A 19997-nucleotide genomic window follows, 5' to 3' on the forward strand; every position below is an offset into this window, starting at 1 on the left:
TTATTTTTTGTTTTTAAGATATAACTGACGTCCTAATTCTGCTAAGAAAGGCAGACTAATTTCATCATATTCATAAATATTATCATTGTAAATACCATTCTTATTGGCTAAAATCGTTGCCGAAAGCATAAATTCAACTTTGTTTTCAGTATCTACAATATAAGCGCAGTCAATCATTGTGCCGTACGCATTTCCCACTTTGTTATAAATCTTTACAGTTAATGGAATATTTTTTTTGGTGTCGCCAAACATAAAAAATTTACAATATCCATCATAATATTCAATAGGATCGTAACCCGCATTCTTTGGAAGATTTTGCATAGAAAAAAGTATAAATTCTCTATCTTTTTCAGTTATTTTAAATCGTTCACTTTCTTTAAAGTTTTCTGGAAATACAATTCGTTTTAAGGTGTTATGAAGTGTTTCTAATGGATAATAATTTCTTTTTGAAAAATCAAATGGCTCATTGATAAGCTTACCTCCGGCTGCTAAATATCCACTTCCTTTTTGTAAACCATTCAGCTTCAAATTCATAGGTTGTTGATTGACTTTGGAAGGGAAAATTTCAGTTGTATTGTCCTCTTTATAGATTGTTGTTGATTTAACTAGTGGATTACTAGAGTCAGCGCCCGAAAGCCTGTGGCTCAATCGAAATGGCGACAAACCTTTTTGTTCCATTTTTTGATTGATGTAATCAAATCCTATGAATTCTAATAAATTTGTACTCGCTTCATTATCACTCACCGCAAAAACTTTTGAAATTTCTTCAGAAAATTTTAGTTTAGAATCGTTACCTTCTATTTTATACTCTGTATTTATAGAAGTATTTTCTATTGTGTTCAATTTTTCTAATGCTAAAACTGCAATAGGGAATTTTATAGTGCTTGCTGGATAAAAATAATTAGTAGCATTTAAATTGTATATGTGATCTTTAAAAGACACTTTCCCATTTTTATTTCTTAAAATTTCGGTGTAAATAATTTGTATTTCGTGTGGTACGGCCATATCCATAACCCTCTTTATATTAGGATTTTTGGAAGCTAATGTCTTTTGTAAAATATCTTTTTTCGCACCACAGTTGTAAAGCAATAAAATCGTTAAGACAATTAATAAATTTTTAATTTGATTCATAGCTAATGTCGGTAGGTGTTAAATTTGTAAAATAAATTTTAAAATATAAGCATAATTTGTTTTTTATATTTGTTTTAGTCCTTTATATGTTCTTAATCGATATTAAAGAAGTATCATTTTCTCTTAATTTTTTTTAACATATTTAAAAACTTACATAGCTTAAATAGTAAAAATTAAGAGTATCAATATCTTCTATTGACTTAGAGTAAAATTCTATCGATTGTCACTCATAATTTCCGACTTATTAAGAGCATATTCGTAACCTTGTTTCCACCACTCTTTCATCACTTTTTTATTAAAAATAAGTGCATTGTTCGTCAATTTGGTGGGTGTATAATACAAATTTAGTTTTACGTTTTTATTATTAGCCATCAATTTACCAATTGCAATATCATGTTTTTCGACTTGATTTAAAGCAATTCTGAATAAATCAATCATCAGAGAAAATGGATTTTTTCCCACAACAGCTTTCTCTAAATTAATTTCAGTTTCTAAAATCACCACGTCAATTTCAGTCGCTCCACGAGTAATGGCCTCTCGTATAGGTACTAGACTTGAAAATCCACCATCGCCGTACTCATCATTATTTTTAGTGACTAAACTCATAAAAGGAATATAATTACTTGAAATCCAAATCCATTCACAAAACTCATCGTATGTACAGTCGTGAATCGATTTGTATTCTGCTTCATTTTTAGATAAATTAGTAACAGTAATCACAACATCCATGTTGAGTGTCTTTAAGTTTTCAAATTCAGCAATTTTGAAGTTTCTCTTAATGTATGTAAGTAATTTTTTGCTTTCGCCAAAGGTTCGTTTCCCTTTTATAAATTGCCAAATAACATTAAAGTGATTGATAGAGACAAATTCAATTCCGTTTTTATTTTTTACCAAAAACGGATTAACATCAAAAATTTTTGTCATGTCTACATTGGTGTAGATCCTTTTAATTTTGCTTAGATTTCCAAGTGCTAAATGAGGAATAAGCAAGCTTCCTGTTGAAGTGCCTATAAAAATATCATACTTGTTTTTTTCGATTTCTAAAAGATATTCTGCCACTCCTCCGGCAAATGCTCCTTTACTGCCACCACCTGAAATTACCAATGCCCTCATTAATTATAGTTTACTTTTATCCAAATTTAGAATAAAAGTTTATTCTTTCAATAACCGATTCAATTGAAATTTTTCCTTTTCATTTAAATCAACAATAATATTTTCAAATGAAAGTCTCATTTTATCGTTTTTTAATAGATTCCTGATGTTGTCGCGTCCAAATTTAGAAAACTGCCAAATATGACTTGTAGTAGCATTAACTAAATTTTTTAAAACTAAATCATCGATTAATCGAAAAGAAATTAGATTTTGTAAAGCGTTTTGACGTGTAGATACTTCAAAATCACCTGATGAATATTCTATTAACTCATTTATATATTGCACTCTATTTTGAATAAAATTTGGTGTATTTAAAGCTAAGGACAACCACAAATTTCTTAAGTTGTAATCGTTAAATCCTATCCAAGTTTTACTTTTTTCTAAATATTCAACGCGGTGTTCTGGAAAATTATTCCATAAATTAAATAAAGCGATTTCTTGCGTTTGATATGATTTATCATCTAGTAAAGTTTCATACTGTATTCTAAAATCCGCTGGGATTTTACTAAAATTACTAGCCACGGCTTGACGAATTTGTAAATTATTAGTATGTAATGCAAGCAGTAGCAGTTGTTTCTTGTCCTCCCATTTTTCATTTTTAACCTGGTTAAGAATGGCTTCTTTTACCGTAAAATAAACATCTGTGTGCATAATTTCGACAAAGAAATCCTTTTTATCAGAAATCGGTTTATTTCGTAATTGATCAACTTTTAAAAACACCTTCATTGAATTATTTTTTTTTAATAAATCATTGGCCTTTGACGTATCAAATTCAGTTGTTTCCAGCCAAACTTTACTATAACTATTTAGATCAAAAGAAGAAACTTTGCTAATTTCAGCAAAGAAATCTTGCGTATCAACAGACTTAAAAGCATTTTTTTTCAAATAAGAATATACTACTTTTTTGAATTTTTTCTCGCCTATTGATTCTTGTAATACAAACAATGCCCAAGCACCTTTTTGATAAAATGTAAGTGAACTTGCTTTGGCGTTCAACACAGGAATAGTATCGGTTCTTGAGGCAAACTTTAATTGCTGTGCTGATTCATATAATTTAGAATAAAAGTAATCATCACCATATACTTCTTTTTCTGCTAACAAAGCATAATAAGTCGCAAAACCTTCTTGTAACCAATGGTGCTTGCCGCTTATGGCAGTGATTAAATTTCCAAACCATTGATGTGCTAATTCATGTGCATTCACATTGGTATAACTTCGATCTTCAAAACCTATTGAATCAATCATATATCTTGATGAAAATACGGTTGCCGCAGTGTTTTCCATTCCGGCATATAAAAAGTCACGAACAGGAATTTGCTTATAAGTCTCCCAAGGATACTTCACTCCTATTTCTTTTTCTAAAAAATCAAACATAATTTTAGAGTATCGATAAGTAGGTTCAAATCTAGATTTATCTTCAGGTTGGTAATACATTTCTAATGGAATTCCTGATGTCGATAATTGAGTTTGCTTTGCATATTTCCCTATCGCAAGCATCAATAAATAGGAGCTCATGGGTTTCTTCATTCGGTAACTCCAAACAGATAATCTATCAGTTTCTAATTTTGAGTCTAATGCTCCATTCGATATTACCTCATATTCTTTATCGAAGGAAATAGTTAAATTGAAAGTCACTTTTTCATTCACATCGTCAAAGCTAGGGAACCAATGGCTCGTATATTTTCCTTGTCCTTGTGTCCAAATTTGTAAATTATTTTTTTCTAAGGAACCAATAAAATACATCGTTTGTTTTGGCGTAGCGGAATATTGAAAAGTCAAAGTGTTTTTTCCTTTTTTAAATGGGAAAATAATTTGTAAATCCTTTTGAGTATTTATAAAATTAATCGTTTTACCATTCAATTTTAAATTAGAAAATATCATGTTTTGAGCATCAATTTTAATAGTATCTATGCTTTTGAGTACTTCAAAATCATATTGCACATCCCCAACAACAGTTTTACTCAGAGGATTTATATTAATTTTTCCCAAAACACTTTTAAAATCAACAAATTTTGATTGTTGTGCAAAAACAAATGAGGTTATGAATAAAAAGAAGAAATATTTCATTGGTATTATTTTTACAAAAATCTCAAAGTTACAATCAATTGTTTAAAAACAGAATGCTTTGCCTAAGTTTACGGTAACAAAACTACACTAAAATCCCATTGAAAACAAAAGCCGTATTTAACTGGAGCAGCGGAAAAGATTCTGCTTTAGCTCTTTATAAAGTCATACAAAATCAAGAATTTGAAATCACTTGCTTATTAACAAGTGTGAATCAAGAATTTCAGCGTATTTCCATGCATGGTGTGCGTGTTGCGCTTTTAAAACAGCAAGCTCAAAGTATTGGATTGTCGCTGGAAATCATGCAAATACCCGAAATGCCTTCAATGGATGCTTACGAAGATGTAATGAATGAAACTTTGACGAAGCTAGAGAATCAGGGAAATACGTATTCAATTTTTGGAGATATTTTTCTGGAGGATTTAAGAAAATATCGAGAATATCAATTAGAAAAATTAGGTATGAAGGCAGTTTTTCCTCTTTGGAAAACACCATCTATAGATTTGATTCAACAATTTATTACTTTGGGATTTAAAACAATAGTGGTTTGTGTCAACGAACAGTTTCTGGATAAAAGTTTTCTTGGACGAATTATAGATCAAGATTTTATCAATGACTTACCCGAGAGCGTAGACGTGTGCGGTGAAAATGGTGAATTTCATACTTTTACTTTCGACGGACCCATTTTTTCAAAACCAATACTTTTTGATATTGGTGACATTGTTTATCGAAAATATCAGGGACCAAAACAAGAAAAATCATCTAATACAAATTGCGAAATAGGTATTTTCGACCCATTTAAATTTGGATTTTGGTATCTTGATTTAAAACCAAAATGATGATTTAAAAAAGTTACTTTTTATTTCGTGCCAACGTAAAAAAGAATTTAGATCCTTCGCCAAGTTTTGAATGTACTGAAATAGTACCACCCAAATCTTCAACTATTTTTTTTACAGTTGCTAAGCCTATTCCAGTTCCTTTTACCCCAAATCGATCCACACCTTCGACTATGGTAAACAAGTCAAAGATATTTTTTTGATTTTCTTTTGAAATTCCAATTCCATTATCAGTGACGGTAATCATATAAAAATCAAGCTCTTCAGTGATAATAATATCTATTTTTATTTTTTCTTCATCATTATATTTTATAGCATTTGTAACTAAATTATTCAAAATTTGCTCAAAAGCGATTTTGTCCACGCACATTGAATTTGCTGTAGTTTTAAAAGTAATGATACAATTATCTTTAAAAACGTAGAGATTCGAAAAATCTTTCTCAAGATCAGCGATAAAAACTTCATTACAGTTTTCTTTGTCTAACAGACTAGATTTACTATGGAGTAATAAATTATCGATCATTTCTTTCAATTTTACTGTTGAACTTTTAATCAAATTAATCACTTCAATACCCTCAAGATCTATTAGATTACCATAATTCTCCATAAAAAAGTCAGTTAAGCCACTAATATTGACTAAAGGAGATTTTAGATCATGTGCAGCAATATAGGCAAAGCGCTCCAAGTCATCATTTTTCTTTTTAAGCGCAAACATCGTTTTATCGAGTTCAATTTTATTAGCTCGTAATTCTAATAACTTCATTGTTTGGTCCGCTAATGCCTGCAACGCTGTTTTTTGCGCTTCTGTTAGAGTTTTAGACTTATGATCAATCACACAAATAGTCCCAAGAGGAAGTCCATTTAAATTTTTTATCGATGCACCAGCATAAAAGACAATATTATTTGTACCACTCACAAGAGGATTATCACGAAAACGAGTATCTTGACGAGCATCACTAATTTCAAAAACTGGGTTTGTATCATTGATAGCGTGAGCACAAAAAGAAATTTCCCTTGGTGTTTCATCAATATCTAATCCTTTCCGGGATTTAAACCATTGGCGATTATCATCAACGAAAGTGATTAAAGCAACAGGAGTCTCGCATATTTGAGAAGCCAATATTGTTAAATTATCGTATTCGGCTTCTGGTAAAGTATCTAAAATCGAGTATGCTTTTAAAGATTTAATTCTTTCTTTTTCTTTGGTAAATTTATCTGGGGCGATCATTGATTATTTTTTTTTTGATTATTGTGAACATGTAGCAAGTGAGGCTGTCAATTTCTTCAATAAAATAAAAACATAGCACAAATGTAAAATTAATCAAATTTTGAAATTTGTATTTTTAAGACCTATATTTTTATGTAAAATTTAATAATACAATTAGAGTTAGAATTTAAAATAAAGCAGTGTTAGTAGTTAATAAACGATTCCTTAAAAGCATAGTTCACTCGTTGGGTGTAATTAGTTTATGATGGTGATTTTTCGTCAGTTCGAGTATTTTTCGATAGAAAAATATGTCGAGAACAAGAAAAATTTCATTAAAAACGGTTCTCGATACATTTATTGCTCCTTTTTAATTCATAAAAAAACACTCGAACTGACGTTTTGAATAATTACACCCAACGGGTCATAGTTATATTTTTAATAACTCTAAAAGTATTCTTTATTTCTATTTTTTAGAAGTTGTAAACATTTTTTTAGCGATGAAAAAAGAGAAAGATTTAGCGCTCATCGTACATTTTAAGAAGTTGTGTGACGGTGTTCCAGTTGCGTATTATGGCAATTACACTTAATTTCTTTTCAATATACTTTTGATCAAATCGCGTTTTACCAGCGCCAACTGCATATTTTATAAAAATTTTATTACCTTCAATACAAGCTTCATCAGGCTTAAATTGACTTATCCTTAGATCATTCATACTAGAACTAGACAAAGTTGTGGAGATAAAAGCAACATATAATTTTTTAAGATCCACTTCTTTGTCTTTTAAAAAAGGATTATTTTCTAGGCAAGCTTCCAAATCCTTTTTTCCAATAACCACTACTGGAACTTCGTGACCAAAACTCTTAAAAATTTCTTGCTTTATTTTGAAACCTATAGCAGCTGCATTTTCCTCTTCAGCATCCACAAATACATTACCTGATTGTATGTAAGTTTGTACATTTTGAAAACCAATAGATTCCAAATTTTTTATTAAAGCTTCCATTTTTATCATGCTATGACCAGAAACATTGATACCACGAAGTAAAGCAAGATGAGTTGTCATAATTATTTTTTTATTTATTGCGAAGATATTATGATTTGAATTAAAACAAGAATTTAATATTGTAACATCATTTTATTTAAACTTTTCTAACGTAAGCTTATTCTTTTTTAGAACTGTCTTCTTTACTAACTTTTTCTATTTTTCGCAATTCTAAATACGACTTCATAAACACGACAGCTATAACCAAACGAAATATGCGATACACCCATATATTTACCTCCCAAATAAATAGTCTATGCATCGCCTCTTCAATAAATAATGATCGCAGAAAGGAAATTAAAAACACAATCGCTAAGATCAAATAAATGGTTTTAGATATTTTCATAAACAGTTAAAGTGATTAAATTAAGGTGCAAGAAATTAAAATATTAATAAAAATAAATTTGCTGTTCTTTTTGTTTAAATGTGATATTTTCATTGTTTTTATTTTTCTAACAATCAATTTTAAAAATTAAATTCTTTTTAAAAAAGCAAAAATAGTTTTTTATCGCATTTCGAAGAGAGTTGTGCGCATAAATAGCAAAGTAAAAAAAATAAAAACAGATCACATGAACTATCATCTGTAAATCACTTACATTTCGGCAATTTTCATGAAACATCCGCAGTGATACTAAGAGAGTTTACGTGTGAACTGTTTTTTAGATTTTTGATTAGAATTATTTATAATAAATTTCCTAGCCATGATAACAGTGAAAAGCCTTTGCGAGCGGAATACCATTTTTTCTAGTTGTGGTAGAGCGACCAAAGGAAGATCCTGCCACAAAATAGAAAAAAGGTGTGACGCCACAAAGCTTGAAACGATTAGCGAGAATAGCTCCCACAAAAAAAATCATCTCTGAGAATAAAATCAATTTTTTACAGAACTTTTTAAGAGTAGCAACAAACCTATTATTCCCTTTTACAATTTTCGAAATTCCAAACAAAAAACTACCTTCGCTTTTGGAAATAAAATAGAATATAACCTCTTAAAAAAGTGCTAAATTCTACAATCTACAATTTTAATTCTAATACTTATAATGTCTAATAACCTTCTTCTCACTCCTATCGAATATTTAAAAGGTGTTGGTCCTAACAGGGGCGAATTGCTGCGCAAGGAGCTGGGAATTCATAAGTATGCAGACTTGGTTAATTTTTTTCCAAATAGATACATTGATAGAACCCGCTATTATAAAATAAACGAATTACAAAATAATGGTGCGGAAGTTCAAATTATTGGCAAAATAATCAATGTTAAAACAGTTGAATTTGGTAAAAGCCAAAAAAGATTGGTTGCTACGTTTGTGGATGATACGGGACAAATGGAGCTAGTGTGGTTTCAAGGTCACAAATGGATAAAGGAGAGTTTAAAGTTGAATGAAATTTGCGTAATATTTGGCAAATGCACCACTTTTGGGAATCTATTTAATATGGCGCATCCGGAAATTGAAATGATGAGCGAACACAAACAAAGCTTGCGTTCAGCAATGCAACCCGTTTATCCGTCAACTGAAACACTTACAAATCGCGGCGTTTCAAACAAAGTCATTAATAAAATGATGCAACAGCTGTTTCTCGAAACGCAAAACTTATTTATTGAGACATTGCCTGATTATTTAATTGACGAATTAAAGTTAATTTCTAAAAAAGAGGCGTTGTTCAACATCCATTTTCCTACTAGCACTGATACGTTGGCTAAAGCCAAATTTAGATTAATTTTTGAAGAATTATTCTTTATTCAGTTGCAATTAATTACTAAAAATCTCATCCAGAAACATAAAATTAAAGGTCATCCATTTACGAAAGTGGGAGAATATTTTAATGATTTTTATCAAAACCACTTGCCTTTTGAGTTAACGAATGCTCAAAAAAGAGTGATAAAAGAGATAAGAACTGACATGGGTAGCAATGCGCAAATGAATCGCTTGTTGCAAGGCGATGTGGGTTCTGGCAAAACGATTGTTGCGTTTATGAGCATGCTGTTAGCGCTGGATAATGGCTTTCAGGCTTGTTTGATGGCTCCTACAGAAATTTTAGCGAACCAGCATTTTATAGGTTTATCTGAATTGGCACAAACCACAAATATCAATATTAAAATTCTTACTGGCTCAACTAGAATTGCTCAAAGAAGAATTATTCACGAGGAGTTAGAAAACGGCACCTTAGACATACTTATAGGAACTCACGCTTTAATTGAAGATAAAGTAAAATTTAAAAATTTAGGACTCGCCGTAATTGATGAACAACACCGTTTTGGAGTTGAACAACGCTCGAAATTGTGGCGGAAAAATACAATTCCACCACATGTTTTAGTGATGACCGCTACCCCTATTCCTCGGACTTTAGCGATGAGTTTATATGGGGATTTAGATATTTCTGTAATTGATGAATTACCACCGGGTAGAAAACCGATACAAACTGTTCATAGATTTGACAGTAACCGATTGAAAGTATGGAAATTCCTGCGCGATGAAATTGCTCTTGGTCGACAAATTTATATTGTATATCCATTAATTCAAGAATCAGAAAAAATGGATTATAAAGATTTAATGGATGGTTACGAGAGCATTTCTAGGGATTTTTCGTTGCCTCAGTATTCCATTTCCATCTTACATGGAAAGATGAAACCACTGGATAAAGATGCTGAAATGAAGCGCTTTTCAAGTGGGAAAACTAATATCATGGTCGCTACAACAGTTATTGAAGTGGGCGTAAATGTTCCTAATGCGAGTGTAATGATAATAGAAAGTGCGGAGCGTTTTGGCTTATCGCAATTGCATCAGCTTCGGGGTCGTGTGGGTCGCGGTGCTGAACAAAGTTATTGTATTTTGATGACAAGTCACAAACTCAGTGCTGACAGTAAAACTAGAATGGAAACGATGGTGCGAACTAATGATGGATTTGAAATTGCTGAAGTCGACTTAAAACTTCGAGGTCCGGGCAATTTGATGGGTACGCAGCAAAGTGGAGTGCTAAATCTTCAAATCGCAGATTTAGTGCGAGACAGAGATGTTTTAGCCTTAGCAAGAAATTATGCAATGAAATTGTTACGGGAAGACCCTGCAATGCAAAAATTGGAGCACAGTACTTTGCGAGCAGTTTATATGGAAATGACAAAGAAAAAGAATATCTGGAATTATATTAGTTAGAAAGTTTTTGATTTTTGATTAAACCTTCTACATTTTCAGTTGTCCAATACGCATACAATTTAAATGTAATGTATTCTGATAATGATTTTTTTGTTCAGTGATACTAATTTGTATCCTAATTTGAAATAAAATGTAATTAATTTAGCATAAAAAAATCTTACAAATAATTGCAAAAAAACATATTTTTTGACAAAAAAAAAATACATTTTCGCGATTGGTTTAATATTTGTATGTACAAACGTTAAATAATAATCAACATATACTGAAATCCCAATTGTAAAAGCTAAATTTGCTTTTTAACTAAAATTACTGATAAATAATCCTACTTTACATTTTATAATATGAAAATTAAATACATAGTTTATACCTTATTAACCATAGGAATCGTTGGATTTATTGGTTATAGAATTAATTCTAACAGCAATAAGGCCAACGATTCAAAGGATCAAAAGGGAAAAGGCAAACCAACGGCGCTAAGCGGAATGGTTGTTAAATTCGAAACTTTTGACAATAATCTTTCGCTCTCAGGATCTATTGAAGCTAATGAGCAAGTAGAAATTCGAAGTGAGGTTTCAGGAATTGTAGAAGGTATTTATTTTCAGGAAGGTGCTAACGTTACTAAAGGTCAAGTACTTTTTAAAGTTAATGACATTGAGTTGAAAGCACAATTAAGACAAACAGCCACGCGTGAAGGATTAGCCTCTGAAAATGAAAGAAGAGCCAAATTATTACTACAAAAAGAAGCTATAAGTCAAGAGGAATACGATTTAGCAAGAGCTGATCTTAAGTCCTCACAAGCACAAAGCCAATTGATACAAGCTCAAATTTCGAAGACAGCAGTAAGAGCACCTTTCTCTGGGAAAATTGGTTTGCGTTCTATTTCTCCCGGAACTTATATCACCCCAATGATATTAGTAGCAAAATTAGTAAACATTGGAAAACTTAAAATTACTTTTTCAATTCCTGAGAAATATGCAAATCAAGTTAGAACAAATACTATCATATCCTTTAAAGTAGCAGGTTCAGACAAACAGTATAGTGCTAAAATTTATGCTATTGACCCAGAAATTGCAGTTGCAACACGTACATTGCAAGTTCGAGCAATTGCAGAAAACAAAGACGGCAAATTATTACCTGGAACTTTTGCAGATGTAGAATTACCGTTAGACATAATCAAGGACGCCATAGTCATTCCTACAGAAGCTATAATCCCAATTCAAAACGGTAAAAAAGTTTTCATTACTGATAACGGAATTGCTAAAGAATTAATGATAGAAACAGCCACTAGAACAGAAACATCAGTGCTTGTACTTTCAGGACTTAAGGAAGGTGATACTCTGATTACGAATGGTGTTATGTCCTTAAAAAATGATGATAAAGTAAAAGTTACCATTAAAAAGATTTAAAAATTAGACTATATCCTTTTTAAAAATCTAAATTCCAAAATCTAAAATCTAAATTTTAAATGAGTTTATCAACTACAAGTATTAGAAGACCCGTAATGACCATTGTGATCAATTTGGCTATTGTGTTATTCGGGATTATAGGTTATACTTTTCTGGGCGTTCGCGAATTTCCTTCAATCGATCCTGCTCAGGTTTCTATTCGTACCAATTATACAGGAGCAAATGCTGATATTATTGAATCCCAGATCACGGAACCATTAGAAAAAGCGATTAATTCAATTGATGGAATCCGTAATGTAACTTCATCAAGTGCACAAGGGAGTAGCAGTATTACTATTGAATTTAATTTAGATAAAAATCTAGAAGATGCTGCTAATGATGTACGAGATAAAGTCTCGCAAGCAGTACGAAATCTTCCACAAGATATTGATTCACCTCCAGTGGTTTCTAAGGCTGATGCCAATGGTGATGCGATAATTTCGATGACGGTTCAAAGTGACACGCGAAACGCATTAGAACTGAGTGATTATGCTGAAAATGTTATCTCGCAACGTTTAGAAACGATCCCGGGAGTAAGTGGCGTACAAATTTGGGGACAAAAGCGTTACGCCATGCGTTTATGGATTGATCCAGTGAAGCTAGCGTCCTATGGTTGTACGGTATCAGAGGTTAGAGCTGCTTTAAACAAGCAAAACGTCGAATTACCTTCGGGTAAATTGACAGGAGCAAATACTGAATTAACGGTAAAAACAATAGGAAATTTATCTACAGCCGAAGAATTTAATAATATTATCATTCGATCAGACGGCGAAAAAATCGTTCGTTTAAGCGATATAGGGAATGCCACTCTTGGTGCTGAAAATATAGAAACTAAAATGACGCAATCAGGATCGCCTTTAGTAGGTGTTGCTATTGTTCCTCTTCCTGGTGCAAATTATCTTGATATTTCTAAAGAATTTTATAAAGTTTTTGAAGCCTTAAAAAAGGATTTACCAAAAGATATTAAATTAAATATTGCTATTGACAATACTATATTTGTGAAGAGATCTGTTATTGAGGTAGCAGAAACATTAGGAATATCGATCGTATTGGTAATTTTGATTATTTTCTTGTTCTTTAGGGACTGGGCAATCGCTTTTAGACCATTAATAGATATTCCAGTGTCATTGATTGCGACATTCTTTATTATGTGGCTTTTTGGATTTTCAATAAATGTATTGACTTTACTGGCAATTGTTCTTGCGACTGGTTTAGTTGTAGATGATGGAATTGTAGTCACAGAAAATATATATAAGAAAGTAGAAGAAGGAATGACTCCTATTGAAGCAGCTATAAAGGGTTCAAATGAGATCTTTTTTGCTGTAATCTCCATCTCGATTACGCTGGCAGCTGTATTTTTACCTGTTATTTTCCTTGAAGGATTCGTCGGCAGGCTATTTCGGGAATTTGGCGTCGTCATAGGTGCCGCAGTTTTAATATCAGCTTTTGTTTCTTTGACTTTAACTCCTATGTTAAATGCTTACTTGATGAAAGGTGGCGAGCAGAAAAAATCTAATTTTTATATTAAAACAGAACCCTACTTTCAAAGATTAAATAAAGGTTATGCTAGTTCATTAGCCCAATTTATGAAAAGAAAATGGCTGAGTTTTCCAATTCTTTTTGTGTGTTTTGGTTTGATTTATTTATTTTTTAATCTTTTACAAAAAGAAACTGCGCCATATGATGATCGAAGCGGTTTTGTAATGAGAATGACTACTCCAGAGGGTTCTTCTTATGAATATACGGATCGATTCATGCAAGAAATATCACAACTAGTTGATGATTCTATTGCTGGTAAAAAAGTAAGTTTGGTAATTACCTCTCCTGGTTTTGGATCGTCATCCGTAAATAGTGGATTTATCAGGGTTTCATTAGTAGATCCTGGTGAGAGAGAAAATTCTCAAAAAGAAATTGCCGAGAAGTTAACAAAATGGACAAAACAATATCCTGAGGCGAAAACTTCTATTATTGAACAACCTACAATTGCGGTAAATAGACGCGGTGGTTTGCCAATACAATACATTATTCAGGCTCCAAATTTTGAAAAACTAAGAGAAAAGATCCCTATATTTATGGATGAAGCAGCTAAAAATGAGACTTTTTCGATCACTGACGTAAACTTAAAATTTAACAAGCCGGAAATAAATGTAACAATTGATCGAGAAAAAGCTCAAAGTTTAGGGATTTCTGTAATTGATATTGCTCAAACATTGCAACTTTCGTTAAGTGGACAACGTTTTGGATATTTTATGCGAAATGGTAAACAATACGAAGTTATTGGACAATTTGATCAAAAAGATCGCTCAAAACCACTTGATTTGACATCAATGTTTGTGAAAAATGATAAAGGTGAATTAATACAAATGGATAATGTTGTTGATATAGAAGAGCAGAGTAATCCTCCCCAATTGTATCACAACAACCGTTACATGGCAGCTACAGTTTCTGCAGGTTTAGCTCCAGGAAAAAGTATTAGTGATGGAATAGATGCCATGAATGAGATTAAAGGAAAAGTTCTTGATGATACTTTTACAACTGATCTAGGTGGTGAATCTCGTGATTTTGTTGAAAGTAGTTCGAATACCGCTTTTGCATTTGGATTGGCATTACTATTAATATTTTTAATTTTATCTGCACAATTTGAAAGTTTTATCGATCCTTTTATCATAATATTGACAGTGCCTATGGCAGTAGCAGGAGCCTTATTTTCATTGTGGTTGTTTAACCAAACATGGAATATTTTCAGTCAGATTGGAACTGTCATGTTGATAGGTTTAGTTACCAAGAATGGAATTTTGATAGTCGAATTTGCAAATCAATTGCGTGAACAAGGCAAACCAAAATTAGAAGCAATACTTGAAGCTTCGGAAGCGAGATTACGACCGATTTTAATGACCAGTTTAACTATTTCATTAGGAGCATTACCTATTGCATTATCGTTTGGTGCAGCTTCAAGCAGTAGAATGGGAATGGGAGTTGTAATTGTAGGTGGAACTATTTTCTCACTGGTTTTAACCTTGTTTGTTATACCAGCACTTTACTTAATGTGGTCAAAAACAAGAAAACATTATCCAGAATTTGATCATATCGAAGAATATGAGAGAGAAGTAAATTAAAAATACTGATGCTTAGAATAAAATTATTCGAGGCAAAAAAATATAATTATGATAAATACCAGAATACAACTTCAAAGTTTTATTATTTTCCTTTTCTGTATAGTGCAAACCAACGCGCAAGAAATTCTAACATTAGAAAGTGCGGTAAAAATTGCGTTAGAAAACAATTATGAAATAAAGATTGCAACTAATAATTCATCAATTCAAGAAACAAATGTAGCTGTCGGAAATGCAGGAATGTTACCTACCGTTACCGCAAATATATTAGATAATAACAGTATACAAAATAGTTCACAGGTACGACAAGATGGAACTAGTAATAAGCTAAATAACGCAAAAAATAATAATTTAAGTTATGGCGTAGGTCTAGATTGGACCATTTTTGATGGTCTGAGAATGTTTGCTAAACTTGATCAGTTAAAAGAATTACAAAAAATGGGTGAAGCCCAATTAAAATTAACTATTATTTCAAGAGTTAGTGATGTCAATGCTGCTTATTACGATTTAGTTCAACAGCAACAACAACTAGCAGCTTTAGATACAACAATCGTCATTTCTAATCAACGAATGACTTTGGCTCAAAATAGATTTACAATAGGAAAAGCATCTAAGTTAGAAGTTTTAAATGCACAAGTTGATTTAAATACTGATCAAGTTGCGTTACTAAGGCAAAAGGAATTATATGCTAACAGTAAAATATTATTAAATCAGCTTCTTGCTAGAGATGTGACAACTGAATTCCGAGTGATTGATATATTAGTGGTTGACTCGCTATTGTCTTTATCGGAATTACGAACGCTAGCAGAAAAACAAAATCCACAATTACAGTCGCAAATCATAAGTAAAAAAATAGCAGAATTAGAATTAAAACAAATTAAAGCAGGACGTTATCCTACGATTCGAGTGAATACTGCCTATAATTTTTCAGAAAGTAAATCTAGTCTAGGATTTTTATCTCAGTCACAGGCACGAGGATTGAATTATGGTTTCAGCGCATCACTTAATCTTTTTGATGGTTTTGCACAAAATCGAAGTGAAAAAATTGCAAAAATTCAAATTGAAAATTCTAAATTATCTATTGACCAACAAAATCTTGCTCTAACATCGCAATTATCTACTTCATTTCAAACGTACTTAACCAATTTAGAATTAATTATTTTAGAAGATAAAAACGAACAAATAGCTAAACAAAATTTAAATATTACGTTAGAGAAATTCCGTATTGGAACTATCACCACTCTCGAATTTAGGACTGCACAATTAAACTACGTGAATGCAAAGGTGCGTTTTAGCAATGCTCAATTTCAAGGTAAATTATCTGAAATTGCCTTAAAGGAATTGGCAGGAACGATAGAGTTGTAGAAGCACTAACTAGATAATTACTTTTATAGTTTACTCGCTAAATGTATCATTTCTAAATTTTAGAATTTTTCAGTTTTAAAATTGTAAAAACGGTATTCTATAATTTCAACTTCACTATTTATCACTTTATTAATGAAATATTTATAATCTAGCTTAAGTTTTAGTGAAATATATGTGATAAAATCGTTTTGCCACTTAATAGATTACATTGCCCTTTCGTTACAATCTAAAATCTAGTTTTTAACACAATTTTTTTATAATCTAACTTTATAATGAACATAAAACTTCATTTTAAATTAGTCTCTTGTTTTACTACAGACGAACAAAAAAGGAAAAAAATTGTTTCTTTCTATAGTCTGCAATCGTTATATTTGCAATCTTATTAAAAGTAACAAATGAAAATATCATACAATTGGTTGAAACAATTCGTTAAAGTTGACAGTACTTCAGAAGATACTGCAACGCTTCTAACTGATTTAGGTCTAGAAGTAGAAATTGTTGAAAAATACCAATCAATAAAAGGAGGATTAGAAGGTATTGTCGTAGGTCATGTACTAACATGTGTACAACATCCTGACGCTGATAGACTGAAAATAACAACTGTAGATTTAGGTAATGGACTCCCGGTTCAAATTGTTTGTGGTGCTACTAACGTGGCAGCAGGACAAAAAGTGCCCGTAGCAACAATTGGAACAGTATTACATGATAAGGAAGGAATTGCATTTACCATAAAAAAAGGAAAAATACGCGGACAAGAAAGCCATGGAATGATTTGTGCAGAAGACGAATTAGGTTTAGGAAATAGTCACGACGGCATTATGATTCTAGATAATTCACTGTTACCTGGAACTCCTGCTGCTACTGTTTTTAAAATAGAAAATGATGAAGTTTTTGAAATTGGTTTGACACCTAATCGTGCTGATGCGATGAGTCATTTAGGAACGGCTCGGGATTTAAAAGCAGGAATGTTACAAAAGGGTATTACTGTTGAACTAATTACACCATCGGTTAGTAATTTTAGAGTGGATAAGAGAACTTTAAAAATTGATATCGATGTTAAAGATTCAAAATTAGCACCAAGATATTGTGGTGTAACAATCTCAGGAATTGAAGTGAAACCATCGCCAGACTGGTTGCAAAATAGGTTAAAAGCGATTGGAATAAATCCAAAAAATAATATTGTTGATGTTACTAATTATGTTTTACATGACCTAGGTCAACCGCTACATGCCTTTGACGCTGCAAAAATAAATGGAAAAATAATAGTTCAGACTTTACCAGGAGGCACTAAATTTACCACACTTGATGATGTTGAAAGAACATTACATGAAGAAGATTTAATGATATGTGACGAAAAAGGACCTTTATGTATTGCTGGTGTTTTTGGTGGAAAAAAATCAGGAGTTTCAGAGAGTACCAGTTCTATTTTTTTAGAAAGTGCCTATTTTAATCCTGTTAGTGTTCGTAAAACAGCAAAAAGACATCAATTAAATACTGATGCTTCTTTTAGATTTGAAAGAGGAATTGATCCAACTATTACGGAATATGCTTTAAAACGAGCGGCTTTATTGATTCAAGAAGTTGCTGGCGGAGAAATTACGTCCGATATAATCAATTTATATCCAAAAAAGATTGAAGATTTTAGCGTGTTTTTGAACTTTACTAAAGTGGCAAAAATTATTGGCGAAGAATTACCAAAAGATATTATCAAAAAGATTTTAGTTTCCCTTGACATAAAAGTAAATAGCGTTTCTGATGCTGGATTAGGATTAACAATTCCTGCTTATCGTGTAGACGTTCAAAGAGAAATAGATGTAATTGAAGAAATATTGAGAGTTTACGGTTACAACAATATTAATTTTTCCAAAAAATTAAATGCGTCAGTCTCCAATGCTCCAAGAAATGAAGATTACAAAATCCAAAATATTGTTGCGGCTCAGTTAAATTCGCAAGGATTTAATGAAATAATGGCCAATTCATTAACTACCGCCGATTACGCAGAATTATCAGCAGAATTAAAAACATCCCATAATGTTAGCATGTTAAATCCTTTAAGTGCTGATTTATCAACTATGAGACAATCATTGCTTTTCTCAGGACTAGAAGCGGTTTCCTATAATATTAATAGAAAAAATGCTGATTTAAAACTATTTGAATTTGGCAAAACCTATCATAATTACCTTGCAGGATATGAGGAGAAAAAACATTTAAGTTTATTCCTAACAGGTAATAGAAACCGAGAAAGTTGGACACAAACTCAAAAACCATCAGATTTCTTTTTATTTAAAGGTTATGCGATAGGAATATTATCGAGGTTAGGTATTACGAAAATTCAAAATCAACCTGTAGATTCTGATGTTTTTTCAGAGGGAATTACAATTGGATATGGCAATGACAGTTTAGTGAAGTTGGGAATTGTAAAAAAATCTATTTTAAAGCATTTTGGAATTAAACAGGAAGTTTTCTATGCTGATTTCAATTGGGCTTTAATTTTAAAGACAATTTCAACTAAAATAAAGTTTACCGATATTCCAAAATATCCTGAAGTTAGACGAGATCTAGCGTTGCTAGTTGATAAAAATGTAACCTATGATAGTATTTACAATCTAGCGAGACAAACAGAGAAATTATTATTAAAAGATGTTAATCTTTTTGATGTTTACGAAGGTCAAAATTTGCCTGAAGATAAAAAATCATACGCGCTAAGTTTTACAATTCAGGATAATACAAAAACTTTGACCGATACTCAAATTGATAAAATCATGAGTAAATTGCAAAATAATTTTGAAACCGAACTTGGAGCTAGCTTAAGATAATTTTTTTTTTTTTGAAATCCCATTTGCTTCGGTAGATGGGATTTTTTTATAAAAAAAAAGCACTACAAATTGCAGCACTTTTTCAAAAAACAAAACCAAACTATTATCGAAATTAACTCTTTGGTAAAACTACTGCGTCAATTACATGAATTACTCCATTTGACTGGTTTACATCAGCGATAGTTACTTTTGCACTATTACCATTTTCGTCAGTGATCATCAATGCTTTACCTTTCATCATAGCCGTTAAGGTTCCACCGCTTACTGTTTTTAATGTAGCTTTACCTTTACCCTTTTTAATGGCTTTTGCTATATCCATTGAGTTCATTGTTCCTGCAACAACATGGTAGGTAAGAATTGTTTGCAAAGTTTTAAGATTTTCAGGTTTTAATAAAGTATCAACAGTTCCTGCTGGTAATTTATCAAACGCTGCATTTGTTGGAGCAAAAACGGTGAATGGTCCTTTACTTTGTAATGTTTCAACTAATCCTGCCGCTTTTACAGCCGCTACAAGAGTTGTGTGATCTTTTGAGTTAACAGCATTTTCAACAATATTTTTTGTAGGATACATTGCTGCGCCACCAACCATTACTGTTTTTTGAGCAAATGATGTAGCTCCAAATACTAATGCTATAAAAGCAACTGATAAAAATTTTCTAGTCTTCATGATAATCTATTTTTT

Annotated in this window: 14 protein-coding genes; 6 read left to right on the top strand and 8 right to left on the bottom strand. The window is 31.6% G+C overall.

Annotated features, from left to right (window positions below; translation table 11 throughout):
* The 3 genes from BUA99_RS10655 to BUA99_RS10665 form a co-directional block, all read right to left on the bottom strand.
* Positions 1-1131 carry a serine hydrolase gene (locus tag BUA99_RS10655; protein ID WP_072991959.1) on the bottom strand — a complete coding sequence of 377 codons (1131 nt, stop codon included), beginning with the start codon at positions 1129-1131 and terminating at the stop codon, positions 1-3.
* A 213-nt stretch (positions 1132-1344) separates the two neighbouring features.
* A complete protein-coding gene (locus BUA99_RS10660) occupies positions 1345-2244 on the bottom strand; it encodes a patatin-like phospholipase family protein (RefSeq protein WP_072991961.1) in 900 nt (299 codons plus the stop codon).
* A gap of 39 nt (positions 2245-2283) precedes the next feature.
* Positions 2284-4350 (bottom strand): M1 family metallopeptidase, encoded by a 2067-nt coding sequence (locus tag BUA99_RS10665; RefSeq protein WP_072991964.1) that lies wholly within the window; start codon positions 4348-4350, stop codon positions 2284-2286.
* Between the two features lie 98 nt (positions 4351-4448).
* Here BUA99_RS10665 and BUA99_RS10670 point away from each other — a divergent pair, with 98 nt between their 5' ends.
* A complete protein-coding gene (locus BUA99_RS10670) occupies positions 4449-5186 on the top strand; it encodes a Dph6-related ATP pyrophosphatase (protein ID WP_072991966.1) in 738 nt (245 codons plus the stop codon).
* Between the two features lie 13 nt (positions 5187-5199).
* Here the strand turns inward: BUA99_RS10670 and BUA99_RS10675 are convergent, their stop codons facing one another.
* From BUA99_RS10675 to BUA99_RS15125, 4 genes are all read right to left on the bottom strand, one after another.
* Positions 5200-6411 carry a sensor histidine kinase gene (locus BUA99_RS10675; RefSeq protein WP_072991969.1) on the bottom strand — a complete coding sequence of 404 codons (1212 nt, stop codon included), beginning with the start codon at positions 6409-6411 and terminating at the stop codon, positions 5200-5202.
* 494 nt (positions 6412-6905) lie between these two features.
* Positions 6906-7451 (bottom strand): DUF1697 domain-containing protein, encoded by a 546-nt coding sequence (locus tag BUA99_RS10680; RefSeq protein ID WP_072991972.1) that lies wholly within the window; start codon positions 7449-7451, stop codon positions 6906-6908.
* Positions 7452-7548: 97 nt separating this feature from the next.
* On the bottom strand, positions 7549-7776 hold the full coding sequence (locus BUA99_RS10685; RefSeq protein WP_072991975.1) for a hypothetical protein: 228 nt from the start codon (positions 7774-7776) through the stop codon (positions 7549-7551).
* Positions 7777-8125: 349 nt separating this feature from the next.
* Complete coding sequence (locus BUA99_RS15125; RefSeq protein WP_159430946.1) at positions 8126-8302, bottom strand: hypothetical protein; 177 nt, start codon at positions 8300-8302, stop codon at positions 8126-8128.
* 165 nt (positions 8303-8467) lie between these two features.
* Between BUA99_RS15125 and recG the strand changes: the two genes are divergently transcribed.
* From recG to pheT, 5 genes are all read left to right on the top strand, one after another.
* On the top strand, positions 8468-10576 hold the full coding sequence (recG, locus tag BUA99_RS10695) for an ATP-dependent DNA helicase RecG (protein WP_072991981.1): 2109 nt from the start codon (positions 8468-8470) through the stop codon (positions 10574-10576).
* A 341-nt stretch (positions 10577-10917) separates the two neighbouring features.
* A complete protein-coding gene (locus BUA99_RS10700; RefSeq protein ID WP_072991984.1) occupies positions 10918-11982 on the top strand; it encodes an efflux RND transporter periplasmic adaptor subunit in 1065 nt (354 codons plus the stop codon).
* Between the two features lie 59 nt (positions 11983-12041).
* Positions 12042-15137, top strand: coding sequence for an efflux RND transporter permease subunit (locus BUA99_RS10705; protein ID WP_072991986.1), 3096 nt, complete (start codon positions 12042-12044; stop codon positions 15135-15137).
* A 51-nt stretch (positions 15138-15188) separates the two neighbouring features.
* On the top strand, positions 15189-16499 hold the full coding sequence (locus BUA99_RS10710; RefSeq protein WP_394333250.1) for a TolC family protein: 1311 nt from the start codon (positions 15189-15191) through the stop codon (positions 16497-16499).
* Positions 16500-16894: 395 nt separating this feature from the next.
* The gene (gene pheT, locus BUA99_RS10715; protein ID WP_072991992.1) at positions 16895-19315 is read left to right on the top strand and encodes a phenylalanine--tRNA ligase subunit beta; all 2421 of its coding nucleotides are present in this window, start codon (positions 16895-16897) and stop codon (positions 19313-19315) included.
* A gap of 112 nt (positions 19316-19427) precedes the next feature.
* Here the strand turns inward: pheT and BUA99_RS10720 are convergent, their stop codons facing one another.
* The gene (locus BUA99_RS10720) at positions 19428-19982 is read right to left on the bottom strand and encodes a fasciclin domain-containing protein (protein WP_072991994.1); all 555 of its coding nucleotides are present in this window, start codon (positions 19980-19982) and stop codon (positions 19428-19430) included.
* Between the last annotated feature and the right edge of the window lie 15 nt (positions 19983-19997).

Source organism: Flavobacterium segetis, assembly GCF_900129575.1.
Classification (GTDB): Bacteria; Bacteroidota; Bacteroidia; order Flavobacteriales; family Flavobacteriaceae; genus Flavobacterium; species Flavobacterium segetis.